General features: G+C 69.0%; 25 protein-coding genes. 18 read left to right on the top strand and 7 right to left on the bottom strand.

Annotated features, from left to right (window positions below; all coding sequences use genetic code 11):
- The first annotated feature begins 16 nt into the window (after positions 1-16).
- The 8 genes from AVHM3334_RS08800 (at position 17) to AVHM3334_RS08765 (ending at position 6766) form a co-directional block, all read left to right on the top strand.
- Positions 17-1192: a hypothetical protein gene (locus tag AVHM3334_RS08800; RefSeq protein WP_284411465.1), complete on the top strand. Its 1176-nt coding sequence runs from the start codon at positions 17-19 to the stop codon at positions 1190-1192.
- Complete coding sequence (locus AVHM3334_RS08795) at positions 1192-2589, top strand: LamG-like jellyroll fold domain-containing protein (RefSeq protein ID WP_284411463.1); 1398 nt, start codon at positions 1192-1194, stop codon at positions 2587-2589. Before AVHM3334_RS08800 ends, AVHM3334_RS08795 begins: the two co-directional genes overlap by 1 nt.
- Positions 2586-3017: a hypothetical protein gene (locus AVHM3334_RS08790; protein ID WP_284411461.1), complete on the top strand. Its 432-nt coding sequence runs from the start codon at positions 2586-2588 to the stop codon at positions 3015-3017. Before AVHM3334_RS08795 ends, AVHM3334_RS08790 begins: the two co-directional genes overlap by 4 nt.
- An 8-nt stretch (positions 3018-3025) precedes the next feature.
- Positions 3026-4921 carry a hypothetical protein gene (locus AVHM3334_RS08785; RefSeq protein ID WP_284411459.1) on the top strand — a complete coding sequence of 632 codons (1896 nt, stop codon included), beginning with the start codon at positions 3026-3028 and terminating at the stop codon, positions 4919-4921.
- Positions 4914-5135: a hypothetical protein gene (locus tag AVHM3334_RS08780; protein ID WP_284411457.1), complete on the top strand. Its 222-nt coding sequence runs from the start codon at positions 4914-4916 to the stop codon at positions 5133-5135. Before AVHM3334_RS08785 ends, AVHM3334_RS08780 begins: the two co-directional genes overlap by 8 nt.
- Before the next feature lie 12 nt (positions 5136-5147).
- The gene (locus AVHM3334_RS08775; protein ID WP_284411454.1) at positions 5148-5345 is read left to right on the top strand and encodes a hypothetical protein; all 198 of its coding nucleotides are present in this window, start codon (positions 5148-5150) and stop codon (positions 5343-5345) included.
- Positions 5346-5521: 176 nt separating this feature from the next.
- Positions 5522-6190 carry a lysozyme inhibitor LprI family protein gene (locus tag AVHM3334_RS08770; protein ID WP_284411452.1) on the top strand — a complete coding sequence of 223 codons (669 nt, stop codon included), beginning with the start codon at positions 5522-5524 and terminating at the stop codon, positions 6188-6190.
- A gap of 126 nt (positions 6191-6316) precedes the next feature.
- Positions 6317-6766: a lysozyme inhibitor LprI family protein gene (locus AVHM3334_RS08765; protein WP_284411451.1), complete on the top strand. Its 450-nt coding sequence runs from the start codon at positions 6317-6319 to the stop codon at positions 6764-6766.
- A gap of 54 nt (positions 6767-6820) precedes the next feature.
- On the opposite strand, the gene AVHM3334_RS08760 is transcribed toward AVHM3334_RS08765, so the two are convergent.
- Entirely contained in the window at positions 6821-7231 is a 411-nt protein-coding gene (locus AVHM3334_RS08760) for a structural protein P5 (protein ID WP_284411449.1), read from the bottom strand.
- A 393-nt stretch (positions 7232-7624) separates the two neighbouring features.
- Positions 7625-7951, bottom strand: coding sequence for a DUF1840 domain-containing protein (locus AVHM3334_RS08755; RefSeq protein ID WP_284411447.1), 327 nt, complete (start codon positions 7949-7951; stop codon positions 7625-7627).
- Positions 7952-8204: 253 nt separating this feature from the next.
- Between AVHM3334_RS08755 and AVHM3334_RS08750 the strand changes: the two genes are divergently transcribed.
- The 8 genes from AVHM3334_RS08750 (at position 8205) to AVHM3334_RS08715 (ending at position 16499) form a co-directional block, all read left to right on the top strand.
- Positions 8205-10637 carry a bifunctional salicylyl-CoA 5-hydroxylase/oxidoreductase gene (locus tag AVHM3334_RS08750; RefSeq protein ID WP_284411445.1) on the top strand — a complete coding sequence of 811 codons (2433 nt, stop codon included), beginning with the start codon at positions 8205-8207 and terminating at the stop codon, positions 10635-10637.
- Between the two features lie 5 nt (positions 10638-10642).
- The gene (locus tag AVHM3334_RS08745; RefSeq protein ID WP_284411443.1) at positions 10643-11140 is read left to right on the top strand and encodes a MarR family winged helix-turn-helix transcriptional regulator; all 498 of its coding nucleotides are present in this window, start codon (positions 10643-10645) and stop codon (positions 11138-11140) included.
- Positions 11137-11991 carry an enoyl-CoA hydratase family protein gene (locus AVHM3334_RS08740; RefSeq protein ID WP_284411441.1) on the top strand — a complete coding sequence of 285 codons (855 nt, stop codon included), beginning with the start codon at positions 11137-11139 and terminating at the stop codon, positions 11989-11991. The genes AVHM3334_RS08745 and AVHM3334_RS08740 overlap by 4 nt, the downstream gene beginning before the upstream one ends.
- Before the next feature lie 4 nt (positions 11992-11995).
- On the top strand, positions 11996-13342 hold the full coding sequence (locus AVHM3334_RS08735; protein WP_284411439.1) for an acyl-CoA dehydrogenase family protein: 1347 nt from the start codon (positions 11996-11998) through the stop codon (positions 13340-13342).
- Positions 13343-13348: 6 nt separating this feature from the next.
- Positions 13349-15022, top strand: a complete 1674-nt coding sequence (locus AVHM3334_RS08730; RefSeq protein WP_284411437.1) for an AMP-binding protein — start codon at positions 13349-13351, stop codon at positions 15020-15022.
- Positions 15023-15024: 2 nt separating this feature from the next.
- Entirely contained in the window at positions 15025-15420 is a 396-nt protein-coding gene (locus tag AVHM3334_RS08725) for a RidA family protein (protein ID WP_502869884.1), read from the top strand.
- A 108-nt stretch (positions 15421-15528) separates the two neighbouring features.
- The gene (locus AVHM3334_RS08720) at positions 15529-15699 is read left to right on the top strand and encodes a hypothetical protein (RefSeq protein WP_284411433.1); all 171 of its coding nucleotides are present in this window, start codon (positions 15529-15531) and stop codon (positions 15697-15699) included.
- 251 nt (positions 15700-15950) lie between these two features.
- Positions 15951-16499: a hypothetical protein gene (locus AVHM3334_RS08715; protein WP_284411431.1), complete on the top strand. Its 549-nt coding sequence runs from the start codon at positions 15951-15953 to the stop codon at positions 16497-16499.
- 15 nt (positions 16500-16514) lie between these two features.
- Here AVHM3334_RS08715 and AVHM3334_RS08710 read toward each other — a convergent pair whose 3' ends face one another.
- A complete protein-coding gene (locus AVHM3334_RS08710; RefSeq protein ID WP_284411429.1) occupies positions 16515-17204 on the bottom strand; it encodes a DNA-3-methyladenine glycosylase I in 690 nt (229 codons plus the stop codon).
- 128 nt (positions 17205-17332) lie between these two features.
- On the opposite strand from AVHM3334_RS08710, the gene AVHM3334_RS08705 reads away from it, so the two are divergent.
- Together AVHM3334_RS08705 and AVHM3334_RS08700 are read left to right on the top strand one after the other, a co-directional pair.
- Positions 17333-18514, top strand: a complete 1182-nt coding sequence (locus tag AVHM3334_RS08705; RefSeq protein ID WP_284411427.1) for an aminopeptidase — start codon at positions 17333-17335, stop codon at positions 18512-18514.
- Positions 18507-18815: a polyhydroxyalkanoic acid system family protein gene (locus AVHM3334_RS08700; protein ID WP_284411425.1), complete on the top strand. Its 309-nt coding sequence runs from the start codon at positions 18507-18509 to the stop codon at positions 18813-18815. The genes AVHM3334_RS08705 and AVHM3334_RS08700 overlap by 8 nt, the downstream gene beginning before the upstream one ends.
- Positions 18816-18886: 71 nt before the next feature.
- Here the strand turns inward: AVHM3334_RS08700 and AVHM3334_RS08695 are convergent, their stop codons facing one another.
- The 4 genes from AVHM3334_RS08695 to AVHM3334_RS08680 form a co-directional block, all read right to left on the bottom strand.
- The gene (locus tag AVHM3334_RS08695; RefSeq protein ID WP_092744899.1) at positions 18887-19141 is read right to left on the bottom strand and encodes an acyl-CoA-binding protein; all 255 of its coding nucleotides are present in this window, start codon (positions 19139-19141) and stop codon (positions 18887-18889) included.
- 180 nt (positions 19142-19321) lie between these two features.
- Positions 19322-21196 (bottom strand): methyl-accepting chemotaxis protein, encoded by a 1875-nt coding sequence (locus tag AVHM3334_RS08690; protein WP_284411420.1) that lies wholly within the window; start codon positions 21194-21196, stop codon positions 19322-19324.
- Between the two features lie 153 nt (positions 21197-21349).
- Entirely contained in the window at positions 21350-22453 is a 1104-nt protein-coding gene (locus AVHM3334_RS08685; RefSeq protein ID WP_284411418.1) for a M14 family metallopeptidase, read from the bottom strand.
- A 163-nt stretch (positions 22454-22616) separates the two neighbouring features.
- Positions 22617-23822, bottom strand: a complete 1206-nt coding sequence (locus AVHM3334_RS08680; protein WP_284411416.1) for a M20 aminoacylase family protein — start codon at positions 23820-23822, stop codon at positions 22617-22619.
- Between the last annotated feature and the right edge of the window lie 55 nt (positions 23823-23877).

The following is a 23877-nucleotide window of genomic DNA, read 5'->3' as shown; positions in this document are numbered from 1 at the left end:
GACACCAAGGACCATCATGAGTACCTCCATCAAAGTTTTCGACTCCGGCCAGGCTGGTGCGCCCGTACTGTCTGGCACGGCGGGCGCGCTGCGCGCCGTTCTCAAAGCCTGCCTCGTGGACGGATTCGGGGCCGGCGCCGTGGCGTCGCTCACCGTCACCGCCGGCGTGGCCACGGCCGTCTACGCCTCGGGCCATCCCTACCGCGTGGGCTCGGTTGCCCTCTTTGCCGGAGCGACCGGAGACGGCCTCAACGGCGAGCGGCGCATCCTCACGGTCGCCGCCGACCGGGTCACCTTCGCGGCGCCCGATGCGGCGGCAGGCGCGGCTGCGGGCAGCATCACCAGCCGCATGGCCCCGGCAGGATGGCAAGAGCTGTACGCGGGCCAGGCCGACAACGTGATAGCCCTCAAGCCCGCGGCGGTGGAGGCGACGGGCTGCGTGCTGCGGGTCGATGACACGGGTACCACGAATGCCCGCGTGCGTGGCTACGAGTCCATGAGCGACATCGGCACGGGCCTGGGCGCGATCCCGCTCGATGCGCAGGTGGCGGGGGGCCTGTACTGGCCCAAGAGCGGCGCGACCAGCACCGCCGCCCGCCCGTGGATCGTGGTGACCGACGAGCGCGGCCTGTACCTGGCCGTGAGCCCGCAGGGCATCGACCGCTACACCTTGCTGTACGCGGGCGATATCGCCAGCTTCAAGAGCGGTGATGCCTATGGCTGGCTGGTCAGTGGCAACCAGGCCGACCAGGTGGCACAGACCACGACGCCGGACGGCTGCTGTGGGTTCAGCCACCGCAGTGCGCGGGGCGGTGCTTACCTCGCCCGGGCCCATACCGGGGTCGGGCAGGCGATCGCGGCCCAGCGCATCGGCGCGCATCACACTGGCAGCACGCCCGACGTGTACGCGGGCGTGGCAGGGTACGCCTGGGGCGTGTACCCCAATTCGCCCAACAACGGCCTGCTCACCGGGGCGCTGGAGCTGGTCGGCCAGGGCATCCGCGGCACGCTGCCGGGCCTGCTGCACCCGATCCAGGACATGGGCGGGGCCTTCGTTACGCGCGGCACGGTCCTGGGTACGCAGGACTACTCCGGCCGCACGCTGATGGCGGTGCGCGTGGGCTCGCCCGTGGCTGGCGCCGAGGCGAGCGGCACGGTGTTCGTGGACCTCACCGGCCCCTGGAGCCGCTGATGGCCGCGGCACGCTACTGGCGCCTAGTCGCCGTGCGGCCCTGGGGCCTGGGGGCGCTCTCGATCAGCGAGGTGGCGCTTTACACCGGCGCCGGGCGCGCCGACCTGTCGGCCACGCTCACCAGCCGCATGGCGCCGGTGGCAGGGGCGCTGGCGGCGCTGCAGGATGGGTCCGCAACCGCCGCGGTGACCTGGGATGCGGCGCAAGTGGCGGCGCCCGGCTGGGCACTGGTGTGGGACTTCGGGAGCGCGGTGGACATTCTGTATCTGGCGATCGGCGCCGGTTCTGACCAGGCTCGCTATCCGTGCGACCTGCGTCTGGAATCCTCGACCGATGGTCGCGCGTGGTCGGTCCTTGGCGAGGTCAGTGGGCTGCTGTTCCCCGGAGCGCACACGCTGGGTTCGGTAGACGATCTGCGCCAGCACGTGTTCGCGATGGATTTCAACGGCCCGGCGATCACGGACGCTTACGGTCATGCAATCACTACATTCGGCGGGGCGCACATCGAGAGCACGGCACCGCTGCAGGACGGCACGCCCTATCTGGTCCTGTCAGGAGGGGATGACTACCTCGAGATCGCTAACAGCCCTGACCTGCATCTGGGCAACGAGTACGAGATCGGTTTCGATCTGTTCATTCCCAGTGCGGCGGGTGAGGTCCTGGGTGCGATTTGGCACCATGGCTTCTACGACACCAACTCGCTGAGCTGGACATCGCCAGGGCTATCGATACGCGTGCTCCCTGGATACCTGCGCTTTTACTTCTGGGTCCAGACCAATCCAACAGATCAATTCGTGGATGCCACCTATACCGCCGATGTCGCACAGCGTTGGCGGATGGTACGTGCGGGCACCAATGGCGCGATCTACCGAGATGGCGTGCAGGTTGCCTCACGCAGCGGCCTGGGGACCTTGCCCGCTCCCACGCGGCCGTTGCAGATCGGTCGATGGGCATTCAGTGCCGGTACGCCGACGCTCAATGCCAAGGTGGACAACCTTTATGCAGACAGTGGCGTGCGGATCGCGCGCGCCGGGGCATTGCGCGCTGTGCCCGTGCTGGGATCCAGAGCCCAACTGCTCACGGCGAGTCCAGTTCCGGCGTTCAGGGCGGGGGCGCCCGCCGCCGCCGCGATCGCGCGCGACATGGAGTTCGGCGGCGCGGGGCGGATCTGGGGCACCACAAAGACCAAGGGCGTGACCAACCTGCCCACGCGATCGCGCGTGGTGCTGCTGCGCCAGCGCGACAAGCTGGTGGCCCGAGAGACGTGGAGCGATGCCGCCACCGGCGCCTTCGAGTTCACTGACATCGACATGGCCCACCAGTGGCTGGTGCTGGCCGAGGACCAAGCCGGCAACTACCGGCCCGTCGCGGCCAACCGGCTGGAGGCACAGCCATGAGTACCTGGCGCATTGGTCCCGAGGTGGCGTTCGCGCAGCTGGAGGCCACGATCGCGCGTGCGGACGCCGGCAGCGGCCGGGCCCGGGTGCGGCTGCACACCACCGCCCGGCCGACGACGATTGCCGGGGCCGCGGGCGGCACGCCCCAGGCCGAGATCGTGCTCGCCAAGCCCTGCGCCTCCATCGTCAACGGCGCCCTGGTGTGGCATGCCGAGGACGCGGGCGGGGCGCTGGTGATGGTGGCGGGCGTGCCGCGCTGGGGTGTGTGGATCGGCGCCTCGGGCATCGTGGTGAGCGAGGGCAGCGTGACGGATGCCGACCACGGGGGCGACTTCCGCGTGGTCGGCGGCACTACGCCCGAGGGCGACGACAGCCCGCTGCTGCTGGCCGGCGGGCTGGTGGTCCTGGCCGCCTCGGCGTTGACGTAAGGCCGGACGTGGCGGGCGATCTGGATCTGATCTTCGGCCAAGCGGCCAACTCGGCCGGGTCGCCTGTCGAGATCGTCTTCGGCGACGACGGCGGCGACGGCCCGGGCGAGGCCGTCGAGCTGCTGGCAGCCGGGTCGATCACGGGCCTGCGCGCGCCGATCCTGCTGCGTTCGGCGGTGCGCGCCCGCGCCGCGGGGCAGATCACCGGCCTGCGCCTGGTGGCCTCGGTCGGCTACGACGTCAATGTGACCCGCCCAGTGGCAAGCACGGTGCCCCAGCGCTGGCAGGACGCGGTGCGCCGCAGCGTGCCGGTGCGCGAGCGCTATCAGGCGGCGCTGCCTTTGCAGACAGCCGTGCGGCAGCACTGGCAGGACACGTCTGCCCTGGGCACGGCTGTCCTGGCGCGCTACGAGGCCGCCGCGATCCTGAGCGCTGCGGTGCGGCAAGTCTGGCAGGAGGCGGCCCGGGTATCCAGCCCCGGTGTGCGCCAAGGGTTCCAGGAGGCGCTGCCGCTGCGCCATGCGGTCGCCCAGCACTGGCAGGACGCTGCACGCCGCTCCATGAGTCGGGTGCAGCGGTTTCAGGAGGCGCTACCGCTGCGCCGTGTGATCGCCCAGCACTGGCAGGAGGGCCTTCGGGTGTCGGCCGTGGTGGCCGACGGCATGGGGATCGCGTTGGCGCGATCGCGCACTTGGCGCAACCATTACCAAGAGGCCTGGGTGCCCCCGCCAGGGGTGTCCACGCCCGCGCAGCCGCCCCAGCCGGACCCGTGTTACGTGCCAGAGGTGCCGGTGCACCTGGTGTTCGATGCGCTTGCCGATCACGGTGTGCCGGCGCACCTGGTGTTCATCTGCGATGGCCACTCCACCCCGGAGCCAGGCGCAACTGTCATCGTCCCCGTTCGTAGGACCTATATCGTGGCCAACAACATCACCCTGCATCGCGTCGATACGGGCGCCGAGCTGAGCGCCCACAGTTTCAGCATGTCGCTGGACCACCAGAGCTGGACCTGGTCGTGGTCGGCCTCACTGCACCACGATGCCTCCGCGCACCTGGGCCGCGACGGCCAGGGCGATCCGGCCGAGCTCGAGGTGGTGGTCAACGGCGTGCCGTTTCGGCTGCGCCTGGAGCGCACCGTCAAGGACCGGCGCTTCCTGCCCCAGGTTCGCTGGTCGGTCTCCGGCAAGGGCAAGGCGTCGATCCTGGGCGCTCCCTACGCTCCAGCGCTGTCGTTCAGCCTGGCGGTGCCCCGCACGGCCCAGCAGCTCGCGGCCGACGTGCTCACGGTCAATGGGGTGAGCATGGGCTGGGCGCTGGACTGGCAGATCGTGGACTGGCTGGTGCCGGCGGGCGCCTGGGCGCTGCAGGGCACCTACATCGACGCGATCAACGACATCGCCACGGCCGCGGGCGGCTATGTCCAGCCGCACCCGACAGATCCGGTGCTGCGGGTGCTGCCGCGCTACCCGGCCGCCTCCTGGGCCTGGGGCGGCATCACACCGGACTTCGAGATTCCAGGCGCGGCCGCCGAGGTGGTCGGTACCGAGTACGTGGACCGCCCAGGCTACAACCGGGTGTTCCTCGGGGGCGTGAGCGCGGGCGTGTTCGGGCCTTTCAGCAGGGCCGGGACCGCAGGCAACGTGCTGGCGCCCCAGGTCACACACGCGCTGATCACGCATGCAGACGTCCACCGCGCCCGCGGCATCGCCGAGCTGTCGGACACCGGCCGCCAGGGGCATGTCACCTTGCGCATGCAGGTGCTGCCAGAGACTGGCGTGATTGTGCCGGGCCAGTTCGTGCGCCACGTAGGCGACCAGACGGTGATGGGCATCGTGCGCAGCACGTCCATCGAGTGGAGCCGCCCGACCCTGCGCCAAACCCTGTCGATCGAAACCCATGCGTAACGCCTACCGAGAGTTCCTGGACCTGATTCCAGCCCGTCCGCTGCAGGTGGGCGATGTCACCGCCGTCGTGGAGGGCGTGGCCACCGTGGCCATGCCTGGCGGGGGCGTGCTGCAGGCCCGTGGAGACGTCCAGGCGGGGCAGCGGGTTTTCGTGCGGGACGGCGTGATCGAAGGTCCGGCCCCTTCACTGCCCTATGTGGAGGGGGAGGCATAGGACAATGCGTCCATGACTACCTTTCAAAACAACGACATTGTTCGGATCACGTCCGAGGGCGCATCGGGTAGTGAATACACCGTGGTGGGGCAGGTTGGCAACCAAGTGATTTGTCAGCCTGGTGCAGGACATGCGGAACACATCGCTGCAGACAAGCTGGAGCTTGTACCGCCGCCCCGTTCGAAACTGATCGTCCCATCCCGCCCGTAATGCAATTTACTTTCGCCACGCGAAAGTAGGCCGCTGTCGATTTATCTCAGTTCTGTGAGATCAAATATCGCGGCGCGCTTCACCGAGGAGACTTCGAGCGCCAGGGGGGCGACTGACGAACACACGCTCCCTTCCCCTACTACACTGCAGCCGCTCAAACCACCTATTGATAGAACATGGCAGCTCAGGGGAACAACAAGACAGGGATGGAGAAATGGCAGGATGGCGTCGATGCAGCGGAGCAAAACCCCCGTTGGGCCAGTCACGATTGCGAAATCCAGGCAGCGGTAAACGAGTTCAACCGACACCTCGCAGGCACTTCCGGTTATGTGCCGCTCGATTGGCAGATGATCAAGGCGATGCTGTGGGTAGAGTCGGAAAGGAAAGGCCCCCGCATGCGCACCATGACCGCCATATTGGCTTTAGCTGCTGCCATGGCCGCGCCCACAAGCGCTGGCGCGACCACTTCTGGTCAAACACAGAACGAACGTGAGTTGCGCGAGGAGTGCAGCGCAGCAGGCTCACAGGTCGGCATGCGCGACTGCTTACGGGATAAGGCTCGGGAAAGCGAGAATTCGCTCAAGGACGCGCAAGCAAAAGCCTTGCGCACCATCGCCACGTGGGATGAAGACGCCAAATACGTCAGAGCCACAAAAGACCGTTTGGCAGCGGCAGAACTGGCGTTTTCGCGCTACCGCGAGACGGAATGCGCCTTCCAGGCATCGCTTGGAGGCGGTGCCATCGGGGCAGCGCTGGAATTGCAGCGTCTGGCTTGCACGGCCGCGCTCAACCAGCAGCGAGCGCAGGACCTGAGCCGGTCGGTATCGAGTCTCCCTCAGCGGTAGAGCGGCGCCGTCACTCTGGCGGCCTCCCGCGTTGATCGCAGAGCGCTACAACGGTGGCGGCGAATCCAACTACGCCAAAAAACTGGACTACGCAATCAAACTTGTTCGCAAAGGAAAGGCTTCCGTATGCACTCCATAACCGCCACCCTGAGCCTCGCCGCCATGCTGATATGGCCGTTAGCCGCCAGCGCGGCCACCGCTCCCCACACACCTAACGAATGGGAGTTGCGCGAAGAATGCAGCGCCGCAGGCTCGCAGGTTGACATGCGCGATTGCCTGCAACAGAAGGTCCGCGAGAGCGAAAAGGCGCTGAAGGACGCGCAAGCAACCGCACTGCGCGCAATCGCCGGGTGGGATGAGGACGCTAAATTCACCAGGGCTACGAAAGAACACTTGGCAGCGGCAGGACAGGCATTTGCTCGCTACCGCGAAACGGAGTGCGCTTTCGCGGCCTCGCTAGGAGGTGGTGCCATTGGAGCGGCGCTAAACCTGAGGCGTTTTGCCTGCACGGCCGCGCTGAACCAGAAGCGAGCGCAGGACCTGAGCCGGTCGGTATCGGGTCTCCCTCAGCGATAGAGCGGTGCCGTCACTCTGGCGGCCTGCCCCGACACGCCATCGAACCGTGCCGCCTCAGAACACGCTCACGGCGCGGGCGATCAGCGCATCGGGATACGGCTGCATGCCGTTTTCACGGCCGATGATCGCGCGCATGACCTGGGGCAGGGTCGCTGCGTCGAGGCACACGAAAGCGTGCCGGCTGATGCCCAGGCCATCGGCCACTTCGCGCACGTAGTCGCACGCGTCGCCTTCGCGGGACTCCGCCCAGCGGCGGATGATGCCGTCGATGGTGCACAGCTGGTGTTTGGCCTGGTAGTTGCGCAGCAGCAATGCCATGGCGCGCAGGCCCCAGTAAGGCTCGGTGAACACCGCGAAATGCGCGTCGGCCGACTGGTCGTCGGCCATGCCGCGCCAGCCGATGTGGCTGCGAACGATGTTGCCAGGGTTGTGGTTTAGGATTCCCCGGGGGACGAGTGTCAGCATGGAAGGCGGTTCAAACGCAGGGAGGATGGGCGGGATCAGCGGCGGGACGGGCGATGTTGCTGGGTTGGTCTTCATGTCGTTCACGCCCCGCCGCTTCGGACCGTGGACTTTAGAGGCACGGACGCGAGAAATCACCGTTTCACCGCCGTTTTGAAGCAGGATTCAGAACTTTTAAGGCCGGGCGATTCTCCGCTCGCCCACCCCCGTCCGGCCCAGTACGGCCCGGTCCATCCAGGAAGATCCGCATGCATTCATCGACCGTTGCCACGCTGGCAGCGGCTGCCCTGCTTGCGCAGCGCTGACGCGAAGCAAGCCCCACCGCATCCGCCGCCCTCCGCTGCCCTCCGCTGCCCGCGCCAGGAGACGTGGCCCGGCGCGGGACCGGGCGCCGCGTTACCAGACCACGTCGTGGCCTTCGGCTGCGCTGCGCTTGAGCATGTCGATGATGGGGGCCGCGCGCTGGCGAAGGCGCACGGTATCGGAGCGCTCGCCCGCAGCATCGTCCTCGCCGGCGGCGTCTTCCTCGGCTGCATCGGGCCGGCCCTTGGCTTCGTCGGCAGCGATGGCGGCCTCCAGCGCCTGGAGCGCTGCGGGGATTTGCGCTGCGGTGACGATGCCGTGCGGATCGGTGGACTTGCCCATGATCTGCAGCAACTGGCGGCCATTGGGCTCCAGCATGATGACATCGGCCGTGGCGCGGGATTTGAATTTGTAGAGCATGGCAGTCAGGGATTCCGTCGATAAAAAAGGGAGTGGCAGCCGTCGAGGTCCGGCGGGGCCGGTGCGGCCGTACAGGTCGTCGCGGGTGAAAGGATAGTCCGACTGCGCGCCGGCCACTGCGCCAAGGGCAGGAACGCCGCCTCGGCATGCCTTCGATTCTTCAGCCGGTGCCGGGCAGCGTCAATGGGCGGTTGTCCGACAGGCCGGCTAAATCCCGTTGACAGCATTTTGTTTAAGCCTAAAATTTTCTCGCATGAACATCCTGTGCATCGGTGGTGGTCCCGCCGGCCTTTATTTCGCCCTGCTGATGAAACGGCAGAACCCGGCGCACCGCATCGTGGTGGTGGAGCGCAACCGCCCGTTCGATACCTTCGGCTGGGGTGTGGTGCTGTCGGACCAGACGCTGGCCAACCTGCAGGCGGCGGACCCCGAGAGCGCCGCGCAGATCGGCGACGCGTTCAACCACTGGGACGACGTCGAGGTGTTCCTGCGCGGGCGCAGCGTGCGCTCCAGCGGCCACGGCTTTTGCGGCATCGGGCGCAAGCGGCTGCTGAACATCCTGCAGGAGCGCTGCCTGGCGCTGGGGGTGGAGCTGGTGTTCGAGACCGACGTGGCCGACGACCAGGCCCTGGCCGCCCGCTACGGCGCCGACCTGGTGATCGCCAGCGACGGCCTGAACAGCCGCATCCGCACGCGCTATGCCGAGGTCTTCCAGCCCGACATCGACCTGCGCCTTTGCCGCTTCGTGTGGCTGGGCACGCACCAGAAGTTCGACGCCTTCACCTTCGCCTTCGAGGAAACCGAGCACGGCTGGTTCCAGGCCCATGCCTACCAGTTCGATGCGGACACCTCCACCTTCATCGTCGAGACGCCCGAGGCCATGTGGCAGGCCCATGGGTTGGACCGCATGGAGCAGCCCGAGGCGATCGCGTTCTGCGAGAAGCTCTTCGCGCCCTACCTGGGCGGGCACGCGCTGATCAGCAACGCCACGCACCTGCGCGGCTCGGCCAACTGGATTCGCTTTCCGCGCGTGATCTGCAACACCTGGGTGCACCGCGAAACCGTTGGCGGCAAGTCCGTGCCGATCGTGCTGATGGGCGACGCCGCCCACACGGCGCATTTCTCGATCGGCAGCGGCACCAAGCTCGCGCTGGAAGACGCCATCGACCTGGCCCAGGCGCTCGCCACGGGCGCGCCGCTCGATGCCGCCCTGCAAGACTACGAGGCGCGCCGCAGCGTCGAGGTGCTCAAGATCCAGAACGCCGCGCGCAACTCCACCGAATGGTTCGAGAACGTGGCGCGCTACAGCCGCCTGCCGGTGGAGCAGTTCGCCTATTCGCTGCTCACGCGCAGCCAGCGCATCAGCCACGAAAACCTGCGCCTGCGCGATGCGCCGTGGCTGGAGGGCTACGAGGCCTGGCTGGCCCAGGCGCGCCCCACCGTGGGCCGCGGCCCGGTGGAAGCCGCCCCGGCCCCGGCCGCTTCAGGGCAACGCGGCGCGGTGCCACCCATGCTCACGCCCTTCACGCTGCGCGGCCTCACGCTCGATAACCGCATCGTCGTCTCGCCCATGGCCACCTACAGCGCGGTCGATGGCGTGCCGCAGGATTTCCACCTGGTGCACCTGGGCGCCCGCGCGCTGGGCGGCGCGGCGCTGGTGATGGTGGAGATGACCAGCCCCACGCCCGACGGCCGCATCACGCCCGCCTGCACCGGGCTGTGGACCGATGCCCAGCAAGCCGCCTTCGCGCGCATCGTCGCCTTCGTGCACGGCAGCAGCCGCGCGAAGATCGGCCTGCAGTTGGGCCACAGCGGCCCCAAGGGCTCCACCCGCGTGGGCTGGGAAGGCACGGACGAGCCCCTGCCCGAGGGCGACCCGCACGGCAACTGGCCGCTGCGCGCCGCCAGCGCCCTGCCCTACGGCCCGCAGAACCAGACACCCGCCGCCCTGACGCGCGCCGACATGGACGGGCTCACCGCCGCCTTCGTGGCCAGCACGGAGCGCGCCGCGGCCTGCGGCTTCGACTGGCTGGAACTGCACTGCGCGCACGGCTACCTGCTGGCCAGCTTCATCAGCCCGCTCACCAACCAGCGCACCGACGACTACGGCGGCAGCCTGGAAAACCGCTGCCGCTTCCCGCTGGAGGTGTTCGCGGCCCTGCGCGCCGCATGGCCCGCCGAGCGCCCCATGAGCGTGCGCATCTCGGCCCACGACTGGGCGCCCGGCGGCACCACGCCGGACGACGCCGTGGCCATCGCGCGGTGGTTCAAGGCCGCGGGCTGCGACCTGATCGACGTCTCTTCCGGACAGACGACCCGCGCGGCCCGGCCGGTGTACGGGCGCATGTACCAGACGCCGTTCGCAGACCGCATCCGCAACGAGGTGGAAATCGCCACCATGGCCGTGGGCGCCATCAGCGAGGCCGACCATGCCAACGGCATCATCGCCGCCGGCCGCGCCGACCTGTGCGCCATCGCCCGACCGCACCTGGCCGACCCCGCCTGGACGCTGCACGCCGCCGCGCAACTGGGCGAGGCGGCCAGCCGCCAGGTGCACTGGCCGCGCCCCTACTGGGCCGGCCGCGACCAGATGCTGCGCGAGGCATCCAAGCAAAAACAGGCCCTGGCGCAATCACCACTAGGGAGCATAGCTATCAAAAAAATAGCAACCGAAGCGACGGATTGAGAGCGATGGACCTCGAAGCCCGCCTGCACGACGCCGCGCCCAGCGAGCACCCGGAGGCCCTGCGCCTGTGGCTGCGCCTGCTCACCTGCACGCAACTGGTGGAAAAGCAGGTCCGCACCCGGCTGCGCGACCAGTTCGGCACCACGCTGCCGCGATTCGACCTGATGGCGCAGCTGGAGCGCGCGCCCGAGGGCCTGAAGATGAAGGATCTCTCGCGCCGCATGATGGTCACCAGCGGCAACGTGACGGGCATCACCGACCAGCTCGTCGCCGAAGGCCTGGTCGAGCGCGTGGACGTGGCGGGCGACCGCCGCGTGTTCCTCGTGCGGCTCACGCCCCACGGGCGCGAACAGTTCGACGCGATGGCCCACGCGCATGCGCAGTGGATCGTCGATGCGTTCGGCCCGCTGGGCGAGCGCGACATCGCCACCCTGCACCGGCTGCTCGGCAAAGTGAAAGCGCACGCGCAGCCCGCCCCCACCTTTCAGGAAAGCAAGGCATGAAGCACTACATCTCCGCAGGCAACCCCATGCGCCCGCAGTTCGAGCCCCGGGCGCCCTACGCGGCACAGCATTTCGCATGGCACTTCGACGGCGGCGTGGGCACCATCACGCTGGACCGGCCCGAGCGCAAGAACCCGCTCACCTTTCAAAGCTATGCCGAGCTGCGCGACTTCTTCGGCGCGCTGCGCACGGCCACCGATGTGAAGGCCGTGGTGGTGACCGGCGCGGGCGGCAACTTCTGCTCGGGCGGCGACGTGCATGAAATCATCGGCCCGCTCACCGGCATGACCATGCCCGAGCTGCTGGAGTTCACCCGCATGACGGGCGACCTGGTGAAGGCCATCCGCGCCTGCCCGCAGCCGGTGCTGGGCGCCATCGACGGCATTTGCGCGGGCGCCGGCGCCATGGTGGCGCTGGCCTGCGACCTGCGCTACGGCACGCCCGCGGCGCGCACCGCCTTCCTCTTCACCCGCGTGGGGCTGGCCGGCGCCGACATGGGCGCCTGCGCGCTGCTGCCGCGGATGATCGGCCAGGGCCGCGCGTCAGAGCTGCTGTTCACCGGCCGCGCGATGACCGCGCAGGAAGGGCTGGCCTGGGGCTTTTTCAACGGCCTGCACGAATCGGCCGACCTGCTGGCGCAGGTGCAGGGCATGGCCCGCACGCTGGCCGAGGGCCCCACGTTCGCGCACGGCATGACCAAGACCATGCTGGGCCAGGAGTGGAGCATGACCATCGACCAGGCCATCGAGGCCGAGGCCCAGGCCCAGGCGATCTGCATGCAGACGCAGGACTTCCGCCGCGCCTACGAAGCGTTCGCGGCCAAGCAGAAGCCCGTGTTCGCGGGGGATTGAGCCCATGCACATCGCTACGCCCCCCGCACCCGCCGCACCCTCCACGGCGCACCTCGCCCTGCCGTTCTTCGGCGAAGAACACCGCACGCTGATCGACGGCCTCGTTCCCTGGGCCGCCGCGCAGGCGGTGGACGAGTCGGACGACCGCGCCGCCTGCCGCGACTGGGTCCGCCGCCTGGGCGATGGCGGCTGGCTGCGCTATTGCGTGCCCGCCGAGCATGGCGGCGCGCTGGCCGAACTGGATTCTCGCGCGCTCGTGCTGCTGCGCGAAACGCTGGCCTATCACTCGCCGCTGGCCGACTTCGCCTTCGCCATGCAGGGCCTGGGCAGCGGCGCCATCACGCTGGCCGGCAGCGCGGCCCAGCAGGCGCGCTACCTGCCCGCCGTGGCGCGCGGCGAGAAGATCGCCGCCTTCGCGCTCAGCGAGCCGGACGCCGGCTCCGACGTGGGCGCTATGCAAACCATAGCAACACAGGCAATGGATACGCCGGCACAAGGCCAGAACGGCTCCGACGCGGCAGGCGATGCCCCGGGCGCCTACACGCTGAATGGCACCAAGACCTGGATCAGCAACGGCGGCATCGCCGACTTCTACTGCGTCTTCGCCAAGACCGATCCGGCCGGCGGCACGCGCGGCATCAGCGCCTTCGTCGTCGATGCACCCACGCCCGGCCTGGACGATTCGCGGCACATCCACGTGATGGCGCCGCACCCGCTGGCCAAGCTCGCGTTCGACGGCTGCACCGTGCCGGCCGATGCGCTGCTGGGTGAGCTGCATGGCGGCTTCAAGCTGGCCATGCGCACGCTGGACATCTTTCGCGCTTCGGTGGCAGGCGCCGCACTGGGCATGGCGCGCCGCGCCCTCGCCGAGGCCGTGCACCACGCGCGCACGCGCCGCATGTTCGGGCAGACGCTGGGCGACTTTCAGCTCACGCAGGCCAAGCTGGGCGAAATGGCGGCATTGGTCGACAGCGCCGCACTGCTCACGTACCGGGCCGCCTGGATGCGCGATGAATCGCTGTCCGCAGGCAACACACCCAGCCCCGCCGAGGCTCGAAATCGCAGCGTGGCCGCAGAGGCTCGGAGTCGCAGCGTCGCCGCAGAGGCTCGGAATCGCAGCGTCGCCGCAGAGGCTCGGAATCGCAGCGTCGCCGCTGCGATGGCCAAGATGACCGCCACCGAGAACGCCCAGCGCGTGATCGACATGGCGCTGCAGATGCACGGCGGGCGCGGCGTGGAAGTGGGCGCCAAGGTCGAATCGCTGTACCGCGACATCCGCTCGCTGCGCATCTACGAAGGCGCCACCGAAGTGCAGCAGCTCATCATCGGCAAAACCGTCTTGCAGGAGTAGCAGACCATGATTCCCAGCGCACAGACCGACCCATTCGTCCACGACCGCCTTCCCCCCCGGGAACAGTGGCCCACGCTGCTGTACGACCTGCCCGAGCTGCAGGTGCCGCCGCAGGCCAACCTGGTGCAGGTGCTGTTCGAGCGCGCGGCGCAGGCCGGCCACGGCGGGCGCCCGCTGCTGCGCTCGCCCGCCCGCACCTGGACCTACGCGCAGGCGCAGGACGAGGTGGCGCGCATCGCCAGCGTGCTGGTCAACGGCCTGGGCCTGGTGCCCGGCAACCGCGTGCTGCTGCGCGGCGGCAATACGCCCGAGATGTCGCTGGCCTGGCTGGCCGTGGTGTACGCCGGGCTGGTCGCGGTGGCCACCATGCCGCTGCTGCGCGCGCGGGAGCTGTCCGACGTGATCGAACGCGCCCAGCCCGCTGCCGCGCTGTGCGATGGCCGGCTGCTGGACGAGCTGCAGGCCGCGCAGGCCCAGCACCCGGTGCTGCGCACCATCGTGCCGTTTCACACCGCGCCGGCGGCCGGTGACCTGCTGGTGCGTGCGGCCGGGTGCGCGCCGTTGCCCGCCTGCCCCACATCGGCCGACGACATCGCGCTCATGGCCTTCACCTCCGGCACCACGGGGCACCCGAAAGCGCCCGTGCACAGCCACCGCGACGTGCTCGCGGCCTGCGGGGCCTGGCCGCACCATGTGCTGCGCTCCACGCCCGAAGACATCGTGGTCGGCTCGCCGCCGCTGGCGTTCACCTTCGGCCTGGGCGGGCTGCTGCTCTTTCCCATGGCCGCCTGCGCGAGCGTGTACTTTCCCGACGTGCCCTACACCCCCGAGGTGATGGTGCGGCTGATGCGCGAGGTGGGCGCCACCGTGTGCTACACCGCGCCCACGTTCTACCGGCAGATGGCGCCCTTCGCCAAGGCCCTGGGCCTGCCGGCGCTGCGCACCTGCGTGAGCGCGGGCGAGGCCCTGCCGGACGCCACGCGCCAGCTGTGGAAGGACGCCACCGGCATCGAGATGACCGACGGCATCGGTGCCACCGAGATGTTCCACATCTTCATCTCGTCGGCCGGCAGCGACGTGCGGCGCGGCGCCATCGGCCGCGTGGTGCCGGGCTACCAGGCCAAGGTGGTGGACGGGCGCGGGCGCGAGTTGCCGCGCGGCACGGTCGGCAAGCTGGCCGTGATCGGCCCCACGGGCTGCCGCTACCTGGACGATGCGCGCCAGGGCAACTATGTGAAGAACGGCTGGAACCACCCGGGCGATGCCTTCGTGCAGGATGCCGACGGCTACTTCTTCTACCAGGCGCGCGATGACGACATGATCATCACGGCCGGCTACAACGTGGGCGGCCCCGAGGTCGAAGACGCCCTGCTTCGCCACCCTGCCGTGGCCGAATGCGCCGTGATCGGCGTGCCCAACGAAGAGCGCGGCATGGTCGTGAAGGCCATCTGCGTGCTGCGCGCCGGCCACACCGGCGACGGCGCCATGGCCAAGGTGCTGCAGGACCACGTGAAGGCCAGCATCGCCCCGTTCAAATACCCGCGCATCGTGGAGTTCGCCGCCGCGCTGCCGCGCACCGAAACCGGCAAGCTGCAGCGCTTCAAGCTGCGCCAGGCCGCCGCGCTGGCACGCGACAGCGCTGCGGCCGCCGCACCGTCCGAATCCGCCCCCAAGCCATGACCCTGCACACCCGACTCCAACCGCCCGACTGGGCGCCCCCCAAGGGCTACGTCAATGGCGTGGCCGCCCGCGGCACGCTGCTCTTCGTGGGCGGCCAGATCGGCTGGAACGCCCGCCAGGAATTCGAGAGCGACGACTTCATCGCCCAGGCGCGCCAGACCTTCCTGAACGTGCGTGCCGTGCTCGAAGCCGGGGGCGCCGGCCCCGAACACCTGGTGCGCATGACGTGGTACGTGGTGGACCGCGAGGAATACAACGCCCGCCTGAAGGAGCTGGGCGCCGCCTATCGCGAGGTGCTGGGCAAGCACTTTCCGGCCATGGCCTGCGTGCAGGTCGCAGGGCTCATGGAAGCGCGCGCGCGCATCGAGATCGAAGCCACCGCCGTGCTGCCCGAATAGGCCGCGCGTGCTGCCGCCGCAAGCCCCCCCGGCACCCGCCGGGACAAAGGGCGGCCGCACTATGGCCTAATAGCGTGTTTTTCACTTTTCTCTCCAGGAGCCTCCCAAATGGGCAACAAGATCGTTACCGAAGCCGACCGCAAGCGCGCCCCCCGTCCACAGCCACTGCCCGGCGTGACCCTGTCCACCCCCGGCCGCGGCCAGCGCGTGAGCCTGGAGCGTGGCGTCGCCACCCGCAGCAAGAAGAACCCCGGCAAGCGCTCCAAGAAGGGCGGCTGAACAAGCCCCCTTCGCGCCCAGCGCGATGCCAAAGCCCTCTCCGGAGGGCTTTTTTCATGGGCGACGGCTGAGCGCTGCACGGAGGTCACCGGGACCGGCAGCAACGCGATCCCACCAGCCACGACCGCAGCGTTGGGCTGGGCTTCGGCATGGAGCATGGATGCGGTGCATGCCCGTGCGGCCTGATCGGGGACCAGCGATCCGCCAGCAGGCACAATCGATCCACCCTTTCCATCTGCCGGGACCGCACCATGTCCACCCACCTTTCACCCAACGACGCCGGCGCCCTGTACCAGGCGTTGCAGGCGGGCCCGCTGGCCGGCAGCCCGATCACGGTGCTGCGCATCGGGGCAGGCCACTCCTCCATCGCGAGCGGCACGCAGGCCCAGGCCCGGCTGCTGCGCACCCTGGAAGTGGGCTACTACGCCACGGCGGCGGCGTGCTTGCGGCACGATCCGCCGGCCGAAGGCGAGCTGGAGCACGCGATCCAGATGGTGGAGGACGCGGTGATGCCGGTGTACGCCGTGCTGCCGCCGGGCACCACGCTCTACACGGCCGATGCAGGCATCCGGCAGGTGGCGCTGGCAGCGGGCGTCGAAGCCCAACCCGAAATGGCCTTGCCGCTCGATGCCGTGGAACGCACCTTCCAGCGGCTGGCCGCCGTGGCCATGGGCCGCCCGCCGGCGCAGGAAGGGCTGCCCGAAGGCACGGCCTTCGCCGCCACGCTGCTCATCCTGCGCGAGTGCATGCAGCACCTGGGTTTCGACCGCATCGTGATCCGGTCCGATACGGTGGTGTAGCCCGCGTCCCGGCGATCAGCCCGGACCGGGCACCGCGAACGCCGCACGCGCCGCCCCGGCCGCCGCGCGCGCGCTGCAGCCTTCGAAATGGTCGTTGACCAGCCCCATGGCCTGCATGAAGGCATACATCGTGGTCGGGCCGACGAAGCTGAAGCCGCGCTTCTTCAAGTCTTTGGACAGCGCCACCGATGCCGGCGTGGTGGGCATGGCCCGCACCGCCTCCAGCGTGATGTGCTCGGGCCGCCCTTCGGCGGCGGCCGGCGCGAAGCGCCACACGTAGTGCGCCAGCGAGCCGAACTCGCGCCGCAGCTCCAGCACGCGCTGCGCGTTGTGGATGGCCGATTCGATCTTGCCGCGGTGGCGCACGATGCCGGCATCGGCCAGCAGGCGATCCACATCGGCCGAATCGAAACGGGCGACCTGCTCGGCCTCGAAATTCGCGAAACCCGCGCGAAACGCCTCGCGCTTGTTCAGGATGGTGAGCCAGCTGAGCCCTGCCTGGAAACCCTCCAGACACAGCTTTTCGAACAGGCGCCGGTCATCCGCGACCGGAAAGCCCCATTCGTGGTCGTGATAGTGGCGGTACAGCGGCGTGGCGCTGCACCACTGGCAGCGAGGACAGCCGGCCTCGTCGGTGAACAGGCCGGCGCTGGCGTGCACGGGGATGGGCTGAGGTTCCGCAGGAAGAGGGGCTTTGGCAGGCATGGCGCAATTTTGCCCGCTGCGGGGCCGGCGAAGGCCCATGCACAGGCGCGCATCGGCCCAGCCCCCTTGGCACCAAGGGCGGCTGCGGCTTCGCTATCCTCGGGGGCCCGTTGCCGAACCCAAATCGCATGCCCCTGACTCCCTCTTCGACGCCGCTTTCCCGGTGGCCACGGCGCTGCCTGCTGGCCTGCTCGCTGGTTCTCTCCGGCTGCGCGAGCACGGGGCAATCGCTGGCCTACTACTGGCAATCGGTGCGCGGGCACCTTCAGCTCATGCACGCGGCCGAACCCATCGATGCGTGGCTGGCGCGCGGCGATACCTCGCAGGCCCTGCGCGACCGCCTGGCGCTGGCGCAAGAGGCCCGCCGCTTCGCGGTGACCGATCTGGGCCTGCCGGACAACGCCAGCTACCGGCGCTATGCCGACCTGGGCCGCCGCGCGGCGGTGTGGAACGTGGTGGCCGCGAAACCCTATTCGCTCACGCTTTACCGCTGGTGCTTTCCGATCACGGGCTGCATCGGCTACCGCGGCTATTTCAGCGAGGCCGATGCCCGGGCCGAAGCCGCCCGTTTGGCAGCCCAAGGGCTGGAAGTGGGGGTGTATGGCGTTCCCGCCTATTCCACGCTGGGCTACATGAACTGGGCGGGGGGCGACCCGCTGCTCAACACCTTCATCGGTTGGCCCGAAGGCGAATTCGTGCGGCTGCTGTTCCATGAACTGGCGCACCAGGTGGTCTATGCCAACGGGGACACGCTGTTCAACGAATCATTCGCCACCGCCGTCGAGCGCCTGGGCGTGGAGCGCTGGCTGGCCGAGCGCGCCACTGCGCAGGCGCGTGCCGACTACGTGCGCGGCGATGTGCGGCGCAATGCGTTTCGAACCCTCACGCGCGCCGCCCGCGAACGGCTGGCGGCCATCTATGCCGCCCACGGGTCCGATGCTTCGGAAGGCCCGGCTTCGCCCCCGGCCAGCGCGCAGGCCGAGGCCCTGAAAAACGATGCCATGCAGGCGTTTCGCGCCGATTACGCCGCGCTGCGCGCTCGATGGATCGCCGAAGACGGCGCCACGCCCGCACAGCTGTCGGGTTACGACCGCTGGGTGGCCGAGGCCAACAACGCCGCTTTCGGCGCGCAGGCGGCCTATGACGAATGGGTGCCGGCCTTCGAGGCGCTGTTCCATCGCGAAGGCCGTGATTGGCCGCGCTTTTATGATGCGGTCAAACGCCTCGCGGCGCAGCCGCCAGAGCAGCGCCAGGCCGCCATGCGCGCCCTGCTGCCCGCCGCAACGTCTCCGGAGAAACCCATTGCCTGACATCCACATCCAACGCCCCCACCAGCTCGGCCTGCCCGAAGCGCGCAAGATCGCCGGCCTGTGGGCCCAGAAAGCCCAGGCCAAGTTCGAAATGGAATGCGCCTACGAAGAGGGCTCGGCCCAGGACACGCTGCGCTTTCAGCGTCCGGGCATCGAAGGCACGCTGCAGGTGCATGCCGACCGCTTCGAACTGCAGGCGGAACTGGGCTTTCTGTTCGGCGCGTTCAAGGACCGCATCGCCGCCGAGATCGATGCGCAGTTCGACAAGCTGCTGAGCCGCCCTTCGCCCACCGCGGCCTGAGCCCCTCACGCAGCCGGCAACAACGCGGCACCGCAGCAGGCTCTTGCGACCAGGGCGGCTCGCCCGGGCGTTCAGCTCAGCGATTCGATGAGGTCGATGTACTGCTGCTTGGCCGCATCGGCCTGCGTGCCCTTGACCTTTTCCCAGGCGTCCCACTTGGCCCGTCCGACCACGTCGGAAAAGCTGGGTTTCTTTTCGGCGTTGTCGCCGGCCGTGGCCTGCTTGTACAGCGCGTAGATCTTGAGCAGCGTGGGGTTGTCGGGGCGTTCGCTGAGGTTCTTGGACTGGGCGACGGCGGCTTCGAACGCCGTGTTCAGATCGGACATGGAAAAGGTCTCCGTTGATGGTGAAACTTCCATCTTAGGGCCTCAGGCACGGCCTTTAACGCAGGTGCCGGCCGCTCGGCGAGGCGGTTACGTGCCGCCTGCCGGCGGGTTTGCGCATCAAAAAATGGCTGCCAGGAATGCAGGGGCTGCCCGCGGCGTCCTGGCTGGGACCGCAAGGGCTCAAAAGGTTTCCCAATCGTCGTCCGCCCCGGACTTGCGAGCCGCTGGCGCCGGTGCGGGCGTGGCCGGCTTGCCCTCCGTCGCTGATGCCGCCTTTCCAGCCGGGGGCGCTGGCGTGCCGGCAGGCTTGGACGAAGGCGCAGCCGAGGCCCCCGTGGATCGGGCCGAGGCACTGGCCGACCCCAGCCGCTTCGCTGCGACCGGTGCCTTGACCGCCGCAGGGGCTGCGAATCGCGGCGCCGGAGCGGGCATCGGGCGGGCCGGTGCGCTGGCGGCACGGGCCGGGGCCGCCGCCGGGCCTGCGTGCAGCGTGCCCTCATCTCCCAGGTGAAACACGGCGGTGGCGCGCACCAGCTCGCTGGCCTGGGCATTCAGGCTGCTGGCGGCCGCCGCCATTTCCTCGACCAGCGCGGCGTTCTGCTGAGTGGACTGGTCCACATGCGTGATGGCTTCGCTGATCTGATCGACGCCGCTGCTTTGCTCGGCGCTGGCGGCGCTGATCTCGCCCATCAGGTCGGTGGCGCGGCGAATGGACGCCACCACTTCGGCCATGGTGTGGCCGGCCTTGTCCACCAGCGCGCTGCCGCGCTCCACGCGGTCCACGCTGGCGGTGATGAGGCCCTTGATTTCCTTGGCGGCGTCGGCACTGCGCTGTGCGAGGCTGCGCACTTCGCTGGCCACCACGGCGAAGCCCCGACCCTGCTCGCCCGCGCGGGCCGCTTCCACCGCCGCGTTCAGCGCGAGGATGTTGGTCTGGAAGGCGATGCCGTCGATCACGCCGATGATCTCGCCGATCTTGCTGCTGCTGTCCTGAATGCCGCGCATGGTGTCCACCACCTCGGCCACGACCGCACCGCCCTGTTCCGCCACGGAGGACGCCGTCTGTGCCAGTTCGTTGGCACGGCGCGCACTGTCGGCGTTCTGGCGCACGGTGGAGCCGAGCTGTTCGGCCGACGCCGCCGTCTGCTGCAGTGCAGAGGCTTGGCGCTCGGTGCGTGTGGACAGGTCGTGGTTGCCCGCATCGATCTCGCCACTGGCGCCGGACACGCCTTCCGCGCTGGTCCGCACGGTGCGCACCACGGACGCCAGGCGGCCGCTCATGCTGGCCATGGCCGCCATGATGCTGCTCGTGTCCCCCGCGCGCACGGGGATGCGGGAGGCCAGGTCGCCCCCGGCGACGGCGTTCGCGACCCGCTTGAGTTCTTGCGGATCGGCGCCCAGTTGGCGCACCACCGATCGCAGGTACAGGCTCAACCCGGCCAGGCAGGCCACCACGGCCAGCACCGCCACCGTGGCCACCGTCCGGCCTGTCGCGGCGTTTTCCCGGACCTCGTTGATGCGGGCGGACAACCGCTCGCCCTGCCGGTCTTTTTCCTGCCCGAGGGGCGTCAGCAGGCGATTGCGGGCGGGAATGGTCTGGTCCACCAGGAAGGCGAAGGCTTCTTCCTTGCGCCCGGCCTGGATGAGCGCCAGGTTCTGTTCGCCCACCGCCCAGAACGCGCGCATGAGGGCGGGCAACGGCTCGTAGGCCTTGCGGCCGTCGTCGGAGATCATGTTGGCGCCGAATTCGTCGAGCGTCTTTTGCAGCAGCTGGCGCTTTTCGGCGATGTCGGCCAGCGTGGTGCTCAGTTCCTGCGGACTGCGCGCCAGGATCGAGTGGCGCAACTGCAGCGACACCCGCGTCACGTTCAGCTCCAGGGCCGCGATGCGCTGCAGTTGCGGCACATTCGTGGACCGCACCACCTCCGCATCGTCGCGGGTCTGGCCCATCATCACCCAGATCGCCACCGCCAACGCCACCAGCAGCAGCAAGATGGTTCCGTTGATGAGCATCAGCCGGCGCGCCAGCGTGCTCCGTCCTTGTCCAACCTCCATGTCAGCCCCCTCCGTATGGGTGTCTTGGCAGGCACGCTGTGCAGCGGACCATGCGTGGCGCTGCGGGATGCGCGCAAAGACCATTGTTCGCGTTATTCGCGAAAAATGCCAGTCCGGGTTGTCACCGACCGGGCCAGGGGGTGCAAGGGCGCGTCAGGCGGTGCCGGAAAGCCCGTCCACAGCCTGGAACATCGATTGCCGCGCCTGGCTCACCACCTGGCCCTTCCAGGCATCGGTATCGGTGTAGAAGGCAGCGAGCATCTGCGTGCGGATCTGGGCTGCCAGTTCGGCGGGCGCCTCGGGGTGCAGGTTGAGCCAGTGCTCGGCGCGCAGGGCCTGCATGACCTGCAGCACGGGCACGGTGCCGTACTCCATCGCGATGCCCGTGATCTCGGCCTGAGGGCATTCCTCGTACACGCTGCTCCACATCAGTCCCGTGAGAAAAGCGGAGGTGGACGAGCCGTCGTAGATCGACGTGACCGGCGTCGCGCCGCCACCCGCCCACCAGTCGCGCGCACGCTGCACCGAGGCCGCATCGTCGCGACCGGCATAGATGCGCTCGCCGTGGCCACTGGGCCCCAACCCCGTGTGCAGGTCGATCCAGGCGATGCGCGTCGCATGCTCGCCTTGCTCGCGCAGCACTTGCCGCAGCGTGCGATTGCTCCAGGTGGGTGCCGTGCCGCCGAAGAACAGGCCACCCGGAAATTCATGCTGGCCGCGGGTGATGGCGGCCTGCCAGGCGGCCTCGCCCCGGGTTTCGATGAAGCGCTGCACGGCCTCGCGGTTGTCGGCCGTGGGCGGCCACTGGTCGGGCAGCAGCAGCGGCTGGATCTCGCGGTAGGCGTCGTTCTTCGGCAACGGCTGGGTGAAGTCGTGGAAGTTGCGGTTCAGGTCCACGTTCTCGTGCGTGGCCCGGCGGATGTGCGAGAAGCCATACGGATTGAGCCCGTGCACGTACAGCACGGCCACGCCCTGCTCGCGCGCCTTCGCCCGCCAGGCCGCGTCATGCAGCGCGCAAACCTGCACGCCGCTGCCGCAGTAGCCCTCTACGCCATGGCAGGCGCTGGTCAGCAAAAGCAGGTGCTCGGCGTTGGCGGGGCCGTCGCGCACCACGTCCATCGCGAGCGTCTCCCCATCCCGGCCCTTGAGGGGGTGCGTGTGCGACTCCACCAGCAGCCCCGCCTGTGCGGCGGCCTCCAGAAACTGGGTGCGGGCGCGCGCATAGCTGGGGGAAAACGCCGGGACGATATCGATCATGAAGATCTCCGTTCGAGAGGGAGCCGATGGACTGAAGAGAAAGAAAAAAGCGAAAACGCCCTGCCGTCGCCGGCAGGGCCCCGGGGTGCGCCAGGCACCGGATGCGAAGAGGGTGGGCGCGGCCCGGGCGCCGAAGCGCTGCGGGCACACGTTGCCGGAAAAATCAGCCGGCCGGCCGGGACAGCCAGGTCTGCGCCAGCTGCACCCAGTAGGTCGCGCCGAGCGGAATCAGGTCGTCGTTGAAGTCGTAGCTCGGGTTGTGCAGCGTGCAGGGGCCGCCGCCGTGGCCCATGGCGCGGTGATCGCCGTCGCCATTGGCGATGAAGCAATAGGCGCCCGGCTTGGCCTGCAGCATGAAGGCGAAATCCTCGGCGCCCATGGTGGGCTCCTGCCGCACCACGTTGGCCTCGCCCACGATGCCGGCCATGACCTGCCGTGCGAAGTCGGCCTCGGCCGGCGAATTGACGGTGGGCGGATAGTTGCGCACGAACTCGAACTCGCACGTGGCTTCATGCGCGGCGCAGGTGTGCTCGGCCACTTGCCGCATGCGGCGCTCGATCATGTCCAGCACTTCGATGCTGAAGGTGCGCACCGTGCCCTGCAGTTCGCAGCTGTCGGGCACCACGTTGGTGGCCTCGCCGGTGTGGATCATGGTGACCGAGATCACGCCTGCGTCCACCGGCTTCTTGTTGCGGCTGATGATGTTCTGGAACGCCTGCACCATCAGGCACGCCACCGGCACGGGATCGGTGCCCATGTGCGGCATCGCGGCGTGGCTGCCCTTGCCGCGGATCACGATCTTGAACTCGTTGCTCGACGCCATCACCGGGCCGGGGCTCACGGCGAACTGGCCGGCCTTCATGCCGGGCCAGTTGTGCATGCCGAACACGGCCTGCATGGGGAACTGCTCGAAGAGGCCGTCTTCGATCATGACGCGGGCACCGCCGCCGCCTTCTTCGGCCGGCTGGAAGATCAGGTACACGGTGCCGTCGAAATCGCGGTGCTTGGCGAAGTGCTGGGCCGCGGCCAGCAGCATCGCCGTGTGGCCGTCGTGGCCGCAGGCGTGCATCTTGCCGGGGTGCGTGCTGGCATGCGCGAAGGTGTTGAACTCGGTGATGGGCAGCGCGTCGATGTCGGCGCGCAGGCCGATGGCACGGCCCGAAGCCCCGCCGTCGCGCCCATGCACGATGCCGACCACGCCGGTCTTGCCCAGGCCGCGGTGAATGGGAATGCCCCACTCGGTGAGTTTGCCGGCCACCACGTCGGCGGTGCGCACTTCCTCGAAGCACAGTTCGGGATGGGCGTGGATGTCGCGGCGCACGGAGGCAATCGAGGCCGCCTCGGTCACGATGGAATCGATGAGTTTCATAATGTCTGCCTGTTCCTTAGCGGTCTCACAGTCTAGCCCCGGCGCATAAAGCCCG

Origin of the sequence: Acidovorax sp. SUPP3334 (assembly GCF_030159055.1) — a bacterium.
Lineage (GTDB): Bacteria > Pseudomonadota > Gammaproteobacteria > Burkholderiales > Burkholderiaceae_C > Paracidovorax.
The sequence above is the reverse complement of the archived record's forward strand: the minus strand, read 5'-3'. Positions and strand labels throughout refer to the sequence as shown.